The organism is Nocardioides pyridinolyticus (assembly GCF_054653575.1).
Window position 1 is genome coordinate 114,561 of sequence record NZ_BAAIFY010000001.1, and the last position, 11,691, is coordinate 126,251.

Annotated in this window: 9 protein-coding genes and 1 pseudogene; 6 read left to right on the plus strand and 4 right to left on the minus strand. The window is 69.9% G+C overall.

The features are described 5' to 3' along the window. Positions 1–28 precede the first annotated feature (28 nt). Positions 29–2,449 carry a DNA helicase PcrA gene (gene pcrA, locus ACYQ0U_RS00655; protein ID WP_459968321.1) on the plus strand — a complete coding sequence of 807 codons (2,421 nt, stop codon included), beginning with the start codon at positions 29–31 and terminating at the stop codon, positions 2,447–2,449. Positions 2,450–2,467: 18 nt separating this feature from the next. Here the strand turns inward: pcrA and ACYQ0U_RS00660 are convergent, their stop codons facing one another. After that, a complete protein-coding gene (locus ACYQ0U_RS00660) occupies positions 2,468–3,484 on the minus strand; it encodes a M23 family metallopeptidase (RefSeq protein ID WP_459968323.1) in 1,017 nt (338 codons plus the stop codon). A 213-nt stretch (positions 3,485–3,697) separates the two neighbouring features. On the opposite strand from ACYQ0U_RS00660, the gene ACYQ0U_RS00665 reads away from it, so the two are divergent. The 3 genes from ACYQ0U_RS00665 to sucD all read left to right on the plus strand — a co-directional run bounded on the left by ACYQ0U_RS00665 (position 3,698) and on the right by sucD (position 6,336). Beyond that, positions 3,698–4,108, plus strand: a complete 411-nt coding sequence (locus ACYQ0U_RS00665; RefSeq protein ID WP_459968325.1) for a cobalamin B12-binding domain-containing protein — start codon at positions 3,698–3,700, stop codon at positions 4,106–4,108. A gap of 165 nt (positions 4,109–4,273) precedes the next feature. Then, positions 4,274–5,440: an ADP-forming succinate--CoA ligase subunit beta gene (gene sucC / locus ACYQ0U_RS00670; RefSeq protein ID WP_459968327.1), complete on the plus strand. Its 1,167-nt coding sequence runs from the start codon at positions 4,274–4,276 to the stop codon at positions 5,438–5,440. Positions 5,441–5,454: 14 nt separating this feature from the next. After that, positions 5,455–6,336, plus strand: coding sequence for a succinate--CoA ligase subunit alpha (gene sucD, locus ACYQ0U_RS00675; protein WP_459968329.1), 882 nt, complete (start codon positions 5,455–5,457; stop codon positions 6,334–6,336). Positions 6,337–6,364: 28 nt separating this feature from the next. Here sucD and ACYQ0U_RS00680 read toward each other — a convergent pair whose 3' ends face one another. The 3 genes and pseudogenes from ACYQ0U_RS00680 to ACYQ0U_RS00690 form a co-directional block, all read right to left on the minus strand. Then, the gene (locus ACYQ0U_RS00680) at positions 6,365–6,919 is read right to left on the minus strand and encodes a hypothetical protein (protein ID WP_459968331.1); all 555 of its coding nucleotides are present in this window, start codon (positions 6,917–6,919) and stop codon (positions 6,365–6,367) included. A gap of 254 nt (positions 6,920–7,173) precedes the next feature. Further along, positions 7,174–7,698, minus strand: coding sequence for a hypothetical protein (locus ACYQ0U_RS00685; protein WP_459968334.1), 525 nt, complete (start codon positions 7,696–7,698; stop codon positions 7,174–7,176). Between the two features lie 321 nt (positions 7,699–8,019). After that, positions 8,020–9,093, minus strand: a pseudogene (locus tag ACYQ0U_RS00690) (integrase core domain-containing protein); the annotation flags it as partial. Between the two features lie 375 nt (positions 9,094–9,468). Between ACYQ0U_RS00690 and ACYQ0U_RS00695 the strand changes: the two are divergent. Next, complete coding sequence (locus tag ACYQ0U_RS00695; RefSeq protein ID WP_459968336.1) at positions 9,469–10,032, plus strand: LamG domain-containing protein; 564 nt, start codon at positions 9,469–9,471, stop codon at positions 10,030–10,032. Between the two features lie 32 nt (positions 10,033–10,064). Continuing rightward, a complete protein-coding gene (locus ACYQ0U_RS00700) occupies positions 10,065–11,630 on the plus strand; it encodes a peptide chain release factor 3 (protein WP_459968338.1) in 1,566 nt (521 codons plus the stop codon). Positions 11,631–11,691 lie beyond the last annotated feature (61 nt).

Below are 11,691 nucleotides of genomic sequence, written 5' to 3' on the forward strand. Positions count from 1 at the left end.
GGGTGCCGACCCGTAGGCTGGCGACAGCATGAGCACCCCGATCCCCCTGCCCGGCATGCCCGCCCCGAGCACCGCCGACGAGTCCCGCACCACCCGCAGCGCCCCCTCCGCCGAGGAGCTCCTCGAGGGCCTCAACGAGCCGCAGCGGGCGGCCGTCGTCCACGCCGGCGCGCCGCTGCTGGTCGTGGCCGGCGCCGGGTCCGGCAAGACCCGGGTGCTCACCCGGCGGATCGCCTGGCTGATCTCCGAGCGCAAGGCCCACCCCGGCTCGATCCTCGCGATCACCTTCACCAACAAGGCCGCGGCCGAGATGAAGGAGCGCGTCGAGGACCTGGTCGGCAAGCGCGCCCGGATCATGTGGGTCTCGACGTTCCACTCCGCGTGCGTGCGGATCCTGCGCAAGGAGATCGAGAAGCTCGGCTACAAGTCGAACTTCTCCATCTACGACGCCGCCGACCAGAAGCGCCTGATGACGCTGGTGTGCAACGACCTCGACCTCGACCCGCGCCGCTACCAGCCGGGCGCGCTCCTGCACTGGGTCTCGAACCACAAGAACGAGCTGCGCGACGCCGCCGAGGCGACCAAGGACGCGCACAACCGGTTGGAGGAGACCTACGCGGCGGCGTACACGACCTACCAGCGCCGGCTGCGCGAGGCCAACGCGCTCGACTTCGACGACCTGATCATGCTCACCGTGCACCTCTTCCAGGAGTTCCCGGAGGTGCGCGAGGTCTACCGGCGCCGGTTCCGGCACGTGCTGGTCGACGAGTACCAGGACACCAACCACGCGCAGTACGCCCTCATCCACCAGCTCTGCGCCGACGACCCAGAGCTGGTCGAGGAGGACGCGGAGCGCGTCGAGCCCGCCGAGCTCATGGTCGTCGGCGACGCGGACCAGTCGATCTATGCGTTCCGCGGCGCGAACATCCGCAACATCCTCGACTTCGAGCAGGACTTCCCCAACGCCACCTCGATCCTGCTGGAGCAGAACTACCGCTCCACCCAGACCATCCTCACCGCGGCCAACTCGGTGATCAGCCGCAACAAGGGCCGCAAGGAGAAGCGCCTCTGGTCCGACGCCGGCGACGGCGAGCGGATCGTCGGGTACGTCGCCGACGACGAGCGCGACGAGGCCCGCTTCGTCACCGAGGAGATCGACAAGCTCACCGACGACGGGAAGCACCGCCCCGGCGACGTCGCCGTGTTCTACCGGACCAACGCCCAGTCCCGGGTGTTCGAGGAGGTCTTCATCCGCCTCGGCCTGCCCTACAAGGTCGTCGGAGGCGTCCGGTTCTACGAGCGGCGCGAGGTGCGCGACGCGCTCGCCTACCTGCGGCTGCTGGTCAACCCGGCCGACCAGGTCTCGCTGCGGCGGGTGCTCAACACCCCCAAGCGCGGCATCGGCGACCGCGCGGTGGAGTGCGTCAACGCGCTCGCCGAGCGTGAGCGGATCATCTTCTGGGAGGCGCTGCGGCGGGCCGGGGACGCCCCCGGCCTGGCCACGCGGTCGCTGACCGCGATCCAGGGCTTCGTGGCGATGATCGAGGAGCTCCAGTCGATGGTCGACGGGGGAGAGCGCCCCGACGTCGTGCTGGAGACCGTGCTGGCCCGCTCGGGCTACCTCACCTCGCTGGAGGAGAGCGACGACCCGCAGGACGAGACCCGGCTGGAGAACCTCGCCGAGCTGGTCGCGGTCGCCCGCGAGTTCGCCGAGGACCCGGTGGCCGGCCCGTCGGCCGACCCGACCGACGTCGACGCCGGGATCGTCGCGCCCGGCCTGGCCGACTTCCTGGAGCGGGTCGCGCTCGTCGCCGACACCGACCAGCTCCCCGACGACGATCCGGAGGACAACGGCGTCGTCACGCTGATGACCCTCCACACCGCCAAGGGGCTCGAGTTCCCGGTCGTGTTTCTGACCGGCCTGGAGGACGGGGTGTTCCCGCACGCCCGCTCGCTGGGCGAGCAGCCCGAGCTGGAGGAGGAGCGCCGGCTCGCCTACGTCGGCCTCACCCGGGCCCGCGAGCGCCTCTACATCTCCCGCGCCGTGGTGCGGTCCGCCTGGGGTGCGCCCTCGCACAACCCCGGCAGCCGCTTCCTCGACGAGCTCCCGGTCGACCTGGTCGACTGGCGGCGTACCGAGGCGGCGCAGACGCGCTGGGGCCGACCCGACCTCGCGGGCGGGTCACCGGCCCGGATGGGCGAGCCGACGGCCGCCGGCCGCCGGAACTTCTCCGCGGCGGCGGTGCGCGCCGACGCCGCCGCCCGGGCCAAGCCCGCCCGGGAGATTCCCAGCCTGGAGCCCGGCGACCGGGTCCTGCACGACTCGTTCGGGATGGGCACGGTCGTGGCGCTCGAGGGCGTCGCCGAGAAGACCGTGGCGTCGATCGACTTCGGGTCCGAGGGAGTCAAGCGCCTGCTGCTGCGCTACGCCCCCGTCGAGAAGCTCTGACGTGTGACGACGGCGTGTCTACGGCGTGACGCCGTTGAGGATCATCGCCTGGTAGGGGTCGACCGGGTCGCCCGCGCCGGGCCGGACCTCGAGGTGGAGGTGCGGGCCGGTCACGTTGCCGGTCGAGCCGACGGTGCCGATGACGTCACCGGCGGTGACGGTGTCGCCCTCGTTGACCAGGAACGACGTCTGGTGGCAGAACCAGAGCTCGGTGCCGTCCTCGAGCGTGATCACGGTCTTGTTGCCGTAGGCGCCGTCGTAGCCGACCGAGGTCACGACGCCGTTCGCGATCGCGCGGATCGATGTCCCGGAGGGCGCCGCGAAGTCCAGGCCCGTGTGGTAGTGCGACCACAGACCGTAGTCACCGAACTCGGCGGTCAGGCGGTAGACGCCCGCCTCGATCGGGAGCACCCACTGGTTGAGCAGGAGCTTGTCGGCGAAGGTCTGCGCCTTCTGGGAGAGCTGGGCGAGCGCGGCGTTGCGCTGCTCGGCCTGGCTCTCGGCCTCGGCGACGAGCTCGGCGTCGGCGGAGTCCTCGAGGGCGTCGCGCCGGCTGTCACGGGACACGGTCTCGCGGTCGAGCAGGTTGACGCTGGAGACGGCGCTCGCGCCGGAGAGGGCACTGGCGGCGTTGAACTTGGCGTCGTCGTCGGCGAGGCCGCCACCGGCGGCGGTCAGCGCGCCACCCGCGGAGATCGCGAGCGCGGCGACGCCGAGCAGGATCGGCGGGGAGGGCAGCGCCCGGAAGAGCGGTCCGCGGCTGGCGGCGCGGCGGCCGGCGCTGCGCTTCGCGGCCGAGCGCTTCTCGGGCGGAGGGGTGTGGCTCTCGGACGCGCTGGGTACGGAGACCTCGGCGATGCGCTCGACGACGGGCTCGACCACGGGCTGGGCGACGGTGGTCGCCAGGGCGGCCCGATCGGCCTTGGTGGGCTTGACGGCCCGGCGCTTCCCGCCCACGGACGCGGTGGCGGCCGGGGTCGGGAGGTCCGAGGGACGGCGGCCGGGGCCGCGACGATCCGCTCGGTGGTTACCCATGAATAAGTTCTCCGCTGCTCGGGGGTTCAGACGGCGAGGCACGACTGTAACGGACTGATCACGGTCCCGGGCAATCAACGTCCGAACAGGTGGCTCTCCGAGGCTACCTGGCGGCTGCCGAGCCGACCCCCGAGAGGCGGTTCCGGGGGGTTCCTGTCCGCTCAGCACCGGCCCCGACCGTGGCGAGCGTCACGCGTGGGCTAGCCTGCGCGCATGACCGCAGCGACCCCCGTACGGCGCATCCGGATCGTCGTCGGCAAGCCCGGCCTCGACGGGCACGACCGGGGCGCCAAGATCGTCGCCCGCGCGCTGCGCGACGCCGGTCACGAGGTGGTCTACACCGGTCTCCACCAGACGCCCGAGCAGATCGTCGAGACCGCGATCCAGGAGGACGCCGACCTCATCGGCCTCTCCGTGCTCTCCGGCGCCCACATGACGCTGTTCCGCCGGCTGGTCGAGCTGCTCGCCGAGCGCGACGCCTCCGACATCGTGGTCTTCGGCGGCGGGATCATCCCCGAGGAGGACATCCCGGTCCTCGAGGAGATCGGCGTGGCCAAGGTGTTCACCCCCGGAGCGCCCACGACCGAGATCACCGGCTGGGTCGCGGAGCACTTCGCCGAGTGATCGCCAGGTGATCGGGGCTTAAACCTCCGCCGTGAGGTGCCTCACGTCACGTCGGTCCGGCCTCGTCGTAGGTCGGAGGGCGGGACTAAGGTGCGAAGGACACCCCTGAGCACGAGGCGCCGCCTTCGCGCGCGCCCGCTCCGATCTAGAGGACTTGGTGGATCAGTGGATCTGATGGAGTACCAGGCGAAGGAGCTCTTCGCCAAGCACGGTGTGACCACGACGCTGGGCGTCGTCGTCGAGACCGCGGAGGCCGCCCGGGAGGCGGCCGAGCAGCTCGGCGGCGTCACGGTCGTCAAGGCGCAGGTGAAGGCCGGCGGCCGCGGGAAGGCCGGTGGCGTGAAGCTCGCCAAGACGTCCGAGGAGGCCTTCGAGCACGCGTCGAACATCCTGGGCATGGAGATCAAGGGCCTCACCGTGAACCGGGTCCTGATCACCCCCGCCACCCCGCCGGAGGAGGAGTACTACTTCTCCTTCCTGCTCGACCGTGCGAACCGCCGCTACCTGTGCATCGCGTCCGTCGAGGGTGGCGTGGAGATCGAGGAGGTCGCCAAGACCAACCCCGACGCCGTGCGGCAGATCCCGATCGACCCGGGCACCGGCGTCGACGAGGCGAAGGCCCGGGAGATCGCGACCGACGCGAAGTTCCCGGAGCCGGTCTTCGAGCAGGCCGTGACCATGATCCAGAGGCTCTACACCGTGTTCGTCGAGGAGGACGCCACGCTCGTCGAGGTCAACCCGCTCGCGCGGCTGGCCGGCGACAAGCTCGAGGCGCTCGACGGCAAGGTGTCCCTCGACGACAACGCCTCGGAGGTCCGGCACCCGGACCACGAGGCGTTCGAGATCAAGGACGAGTCGGACCCGCTCGAGGCCAAGGCCAAGGACAAGGGCCTGAACTACGTCAAGCTCGACGGCGAGGTCGGCATCATCGGCAACGGCGCGGGCCTGGTCATGTCGACGCTCGACGTGGTCGCGTACGCCGGCGAGGCACACGGCGGCGTGAAGCCGGCGAACTTCCTCGACATCGGTGGCGGCGCGAACGCCCAGGTGATGGCCGACGGCCTCGACGTGATCCTGAACGACGCGCAGGTCAAGAGCGTGTTCGTCAACGTCTTCGGCGGCATCACCGCCTGCGACGAGGTCGCCAACGGCATCAAGGGCGCGCTGGAGATCCTCGGCGACGAGGCGACCAAGCCGATCGTCGTCCGGCTCGACGGCAACAACGTGGCCGAGGGCCGACGGATCCTGGACGAGCTGAACCACCCGCTGGTCACCCAGGTCGACACGATGGACGGCGCGGCCGACAAGGCCGCCGAGCTCGCGAACGCGTAAGGACGAAGAAGCAGATGTCTATCTACCTCAACAAGGGCTCCAAGATCATCGTCCAGGGCATGACGGGCGGCATGGGCTCCAAGCACACCACCCTCATGCTCGACGCCGGCTCCAACATCGTCGGCGGCGTGAACGCCCGCAAGGCCGGTACGTCGGTCGAGCTGGCCGGCAAGGACCTGCCGGTGTTCGGCAGCGTCAAGGAGGCCATGGCCGAGACCGGCGCCGACGTGTCGGTCGTCTTCGTCCCGCCGGCCTTCACCAAGGACGCCTGCATCGAGGCCATCGACGCCGGCATCGGCCTGCTCGTGGTCATCACCGAGGGCGTGCCGGTGCAGGACACCGCCGAGGTGTGGTCCTACCTCCAGGGCAAGTCCACCCGGATGATCGGCCCGAACTGCCCCGGCATCATCACGCCGGAGGAGTCGCTGGCCGGCATCACCCCGCACACCATCGCGGGCAAGGGCCCGGTCGGCCTGGTGTCGAAATCCGGCACGCTGACCTACCAGATGATGTACGAGCTGCGTGACTTCGGCTTCTCCACCGCCATCGGCATCGGCGGCGACCCGATCATCGGCACCACCCACATCGACGCCCTCGAGGCGTTCGAGAACGACCCCGACACCAAGGCGATCGTGATGATCGGCGAGATCGGCGGCGACGCCGAGGAGCGGGCGGCGGCGTACATCAAGGACAACGTGACCAAGCCGGTCGTCGGCTACGTCGCGGGCTTCACCGCGCCCGAGGGCAAGACCATGGGCCACGCCGGCGCCATCGTCTCCGGCTCGTCCGGCACCGCCCAGGCCAAGAAGGAGGCCCTCGAGGCCGTCGGCGTGAAGGTCGGCAAGACGCCGTCCGAGACCGCCGCGCTGATGCGGGAGATCCTCCAGGCTCTCTGAGCCGCGTGCACGGCGGGTCGGCGCAGTCTCAGCAGAGGCTGCGCCGACTCGCCATTTCGCGCTCGATCCGGTCGAGAGCGAGGTGCAGCTCCGCGGAGCCCAGGAGCTCCTCGGCGAGGTCGGGGTCGATGACGTGCGTGCCGGTCGCGTCGACGCGGCGGCACAGGCCGTGGGGAGTTCGCCAGACGTAGTCGTCCGGCCCGAGTTGTCGGACCCGGTAGCCGAGGTGGGTCTTGGCCCGGTGGTGGGTCCGGGCCAGCGGCGCCGCGTTGTCGTCGCCGGTCTGGCCCTCCGGTCCGCCGTGGACGTACTCGACGGGGTGGTCCATGTCGATCCGGCGGCTGACCCGGCTCGCGTGCGGGAAGACCTCTCCCACAGTGCGCAGGTGCACGCGCTCCTTGACCGACTCCGGGTGCTCGTAGGCGTTGACGCGGGCGTGGTCGGCCAGGTCGACCACCGGCTTGAGGTCGACGTGGGCGTGGGCGAGCATCCGAGCGACCTGATCGAGGAGGATCGGCCCCAGCTCCTCGACCCGGGCCACGCCCCACCGGTGGAGGGCGGCCTCGGACAGGTGCACGTGCACGACGGCCCGTGGGCGGTGGCGACGACCGCTCGGCGCCCCTCCGTCGAGCAGCTCGACGACCTTGTCCGGGTGGGCGAGCCACCCGAAGGCCTCCGCGCGCAGCTCGTCGCGGCCGACGTCAGCGGGCAGGTGGGGACCAGCTCGCGATGTTGGTCGAGCGCGTCGGCGACCCGGTCGACCAAGTCCTCCACGAACGCGGCTGGACCCGCCTCGACCCGGGCGAAGACGGTGCGCAGCCCGTGCTCGTCGACGCGCTAGCATCCGACGTACCGTCGGCGCAGCTCGGCCTCGAGCCGCTCGGCGTACGCCCGCGGGTCGGCCTCGATCACCTTGGCCTGCGCGAGCTCGAGCACCCGCGACGGCGACTCGCCGGCGATGGCGTCTGCGACCGCATCATCGACCAGACGCACCGCGAACTGGTCGAGCCGTCGGCTCAGCGACGCCACCTTGCGCGCCACCCAGGCCTCGCACTCGCCCGACAGGAGCACCTCCCACGTCCGCGGCAGTCGATGCCGCAGGTCGAGGGCGTCGGCCAGCGCCGACCGCGCGCTCAGCGTGTGCACCTCACGCGCGATCGCGAGCTCGGGGAGCGAGAGCTCTTGAACCAGGGGAGTGCCGTCTCCGCCGACCTGGACCAACCGATCCTCGCCGCACCAGGCCCGGCCGCTCGCAGCTCGGCGCGGGTCGGACGCATGCAGATCGGCCCAGTGGGTCAGGAGCACGAGGTCGTCGACCTCCGCCGAGCGACGTCGCGCCAGCGCGGACCCCAGCGCCGCCAACGTGGCGGTCGCGTCCAGGTCTTCGGCGGGGAGGGCTGTGATGTCTCAGGACATGGGTGACAGTTCTGCATCAGGACTTCGGTGACACCTGATGTGTCAGGACTTCGGTGACACTTGGGGGTTCTTCGGACGTGTTCCGGGTGGTCGGCCGTTGCCGACGTAGCTGATCCCGACGGCGGGTCGGACGTGTTCGGCGAGGATCTCGCCTTGCAGGTCGGTGATGGTGATCTTGTCTCCGGGCTGAGTGCCCTCGGTGATGACGAGGACCTGTTTGAAGGCGTGGTCGACGTCGATCTTGTAGAAGACCTTGTCCACGTGAACGGTGCCGCCGGTGCTGACCTTCCGGATGCGGGTGTCGGCTGGCAGCTCGGCCGGCGGGGGTGGTTGCGGGTGCATGTACCGCTGCGGCACGGGCCGCTCGAACCATGGCTTCTGATCAGTGCTGGGGCGGGGCGGGTTGGCCTTCGGTGTTGCTTCCCATGCCGCCAACGGTGTGACGCGGCCCGGTAGCCCTTGGTGCGGACGTTCGGTGTTGTAGATGTGGTCGAAGGCGTCGACCTGAGCCTGCAGCTCGGCCAGCGACTCGGCAAGCGGCTGCTTGTCGAGGTAGCGGAACAGAGTCTGGTGGAAGCGTTCGTTCTTGCCCTGGGTGGTCGGCTTGTACGGCTTCCCGGTGATCGGCTCGACCCCAAGCCGCGACACGTGGTCGACGAGTTGGCCCAGGTACCCGCGCCGCGAGGGGTTGAGCGCGAGTCCGTTGTCGGACAGCAGCCGTTGCGGGACACCGTGGGCGGCGATGGCCTTGTCGACCACCTTGATCGCGTCCATGACGGTCTCGCCCCAGGCGACGTGGGACGCCACGGCGTAGCGGGAGTGGTCGTCGATGAGCTGGAAGATCACACACTTGCGGCCACCGGTCAGGACGTACTCGGTGGCATCCAGTTGCCAGCACGCGTTCGGGGCCGGGTAGACGAACCGCCGCCAGGCCGAGCGAGGTCGTTTCTTCGGCTCGAGTCGGGCAACGCCAGCCTCGCGGAAGATCCGAGCCAGCGACGCGACCGAGGGCACCACGTCCAGGCCCATCGCGTGCATCTTGTCGTGCACGCTGATCGGCCCGTGGTCCAGCCCGGACGCCTCGAGCGCCGCGCGCACCTGAACCGCTTGGGCCTTGACCGCCTCGGTCAGCTTCGAGGGGCTCGTCTTCGGTCGGCGGGTGCGGGGCTCGAGCACCGCGGCCGGTCCCTCGGTCTTGGCGCGCTTGCGCAGCTCGTAGAACGACTTGCGGGAGATGCCGTGCTCGGCACAGAACGTCGAGACCGCCCCGCGCGGTGCGTCATCGGGCCACTGGGAGATCGCGAGACGGACACGGGGATCGATGGGTTCACTGGCTGCCACCGCCGAAGCCTCGGGGCAGAAGTGTCACCACCAAGACGATTTAAAGTGTCACCGATGTCCTGATGGAGATTCGTCACCGATGTCCTGCGACATGACATTCGGCGGGGAGGGCCATGGTTCATGATATTCGAACATGTGTTCGAATACAAGCCTTCCGGCGAACCACATTTGGTGATGCTGGGACGTCCGTCCGACGGATATCGTCGTTGGTGCGTGCGACCTGCCGGTCGATGTGTGGACGGGGTGCTGATGCGACGACTCCACTCGCTGCTCGTGGCAACTGCCTTGTGTGCGGCTGTCCCCATCGCCGGTGCGAATCCCGCGGTTTCAGCGCCCCAGGCCGCGGCGGAGAGTGGCCTCGTACTCCACTACTCGATGGAGACGCTGTCGGAGGGCACGATCGCCGACATGTCCTCCAGCTCGCTGGATGGACAGGTCGTGGGCTCGGGCACGGTGCGGCTGATCACGAGCCTCGCGGGCTACGGCCGGGCGCTGCAACTCACGGGCACCCAGCACCAGTTCGTCGACGTACCTGCGTCGACGGTGCTGGATCTCGACACCTACACGCTGTCCGCCTGGGTGCGCTACACCGGGATCCAGAACGATCAGACGCTCGGGCGCTGGGAGGTCCTGGAGAAGGCCGGCGCGTACTGGATGAACGTCAGGACAGATGGCCTCGTGCGAGTCGGCGGCTTCTACGGCGTGGCGACGACGTACGACGGCACGTGGCTGCGTATCTACATCGACGGCCGCGCCGCCGGGGCCAAGCGCGTCGCGGGGCGCACGTGCATCAGTGGTGAGCCGATGGCGGTCGGGGCGAAGAACAATCCGACCAAGGGGTTGCTCGAGGCGTTCTGGGACGGGCGTCTGGACGAAGTCCGGGTCTACAACCGCGCTCTCAACGCCACGGAGATCGGCCAGCTCGCGTCGCGATCCTGAGGCCGCGCCCATGAGGCCGTTAGGTTCTTCGGGTGCCCGACTCTCGCCCCCGCCGTACGTTCGCCGTCATCAGCCACCCCGACGCGGGCAAGTCGACCCTGACGGAGGCGCTCGCCCTGCATGCCCGGGCTATCAACGAGGCCGGAGCCGTCCACGGCAAGGGTGACCGTCGCGGCACGGTGTCGGACTGGATGGCGATGGAGAAGGCCCGCGGGATCTCGATCACCTCGGCCGCGCTTCAGTTCGCCTACCGCGACCACGTAGTGAACCTGGTAGATACCCCAGGCCACAGCGATTTCTCCGAGGACACCTACCGGGTGCTCTCCGCCGTCGACTCGGCGGTGATGCTGGTCGACGCGGGCAAGGGCCTCGAACCTCAGACGCTCAAGCTGTTCCGGGTCTGCGCGCTGCGCGGCATCCCGGTGATCACCGTGATCAACAAGTGGGACCGTCCGGGGCTCTCGGCGCTGGAGCTCATGGACCTGATCCACGAGAAGATCGGGCTCCGCCCGACACCGCTGACCTGGCCGGTCGGCGAGGCGGGAGACTTCCGCGGGGTGCTGGACCGTCGCACGGGCGAGTTCGTGAAGTACACCCGCACAGCCGGCGGCGCCACGCGCGCCCCTGAGCGACGGATGGGGCCCGGCGAGGTGGAGGAGCCCGACGCGCAAGCTTGGGCCGCCGCGGTCGAGGAGCACGAGCTGCTCGAGCTCGACGAGGCCGACCACGACCAGGGACGCTTCCTGGCCGGGGCGACCACGCCGGTCATGTTCGCCTCGGCGCTGCAGAACTTCGGCGTCGCCCAGCTCCTCGACCTGCTGCTCGAACTCGCCCCAGCGCCCGGCGAGACCAGGGGCGTCGATGGCGTGGTCCGCCAGGTCACTGACGACTTCAGCGCCTTTGTCTTCAAGGTGCAGTCCGGGATGAACGCTGCCCACCGCGACCGCCTCGCGTACGCGCGGGTGGTGTCGGGTTCGTTCGAGCGCGGGATGGTGGTCACGCACGCTGCCACCGGCCGTCCCTTCGCCACGAAGTTCGCCCAGGCGGTCTTCGGCCGCGAGACGACGTCGGTCGAAACGGCCGAGGCCGGCGACATCATCGGCTTGGTGAACGCGAATGCGCTGCGGGTAGGCGACACCGTGTACGTCGGTCCGTCGATCGAGTACCCGCCCGTGCCGACCTTCGCCCCCGAGCACTTCATGACCGCCAGCGCCGGTGACATCGGCCGCTACAAGCAGTTCCGCCGCGGTATCGAGCAGCTCGATCAGGAGGGCGTCGTCCAGGTGCTGCGCTCGGACCTTCGCGGCGACCAGAACCCAGTCCTCGCGGCGGTCGGGCCGATGCAGTTCGAGGTGGTCGAGGACCGGATGACCAACGAGTTCAACGCCCCCATCCGCTTCTCGCGACTCGACTACCAGGTAGCGCGGCGCACCGATGCCGACGGCGCCGCTGCGCTGGCCGGGATCCGGGGCGTCGAGGTCCTGCAGCGCAGCGACGGCACCCACCTGGCGCTCTTCGTCGACCAGTGGCGCGCGAAGACGACCGCACGCGACCACCCCGACGTCATGCTCGAGGCACTGCCGGCCGGCGGAGGCTGACCGGTACCGGGTGAGCAGTGGGCCAAACTCACCAGTCGAAGACGGCGCCCAGTGCCAGATC

Bases quoted from the DNA above. Each gene is read 5' to 3' on its own strand.
- ACYQ0U_RS00665 (WP_459968325.1), top strand. From the start codon at position 3,698: ATGACCGCAGCGACCCCCGTACGGCGCATCCGGATCGTCGTCGGCAAG.
- sucD (WP_459968329.1), top strand. From the start codon at position 5,455: ATGTCTATCTACCTCAACAAGGGCTCCAAGATCATCGTCCAGGGCATG.
- pcrA (WP_459968321.1), top strand. From the start codon at position 29: ATGAGCACCCCGATCCCCCTGCCCGGCATGCCCGCCCCGAGCACCGCC.
- ACYQ0U_RS00660 (WP_459968323.1), bottom strand. From the start codon at position 3,484: ATGGGTAACCACCGAGCGGATCGTCGCGGCCCCGGCCGCCGTCCCTCG.
- ACYQ0U_RS00695 (WP_459968336.1), top strand. From the start codon at position 9,469: ATGGAGACGCTGTCGGAGGGCACGATCGCCGACATGTCCTCCAGCTCG.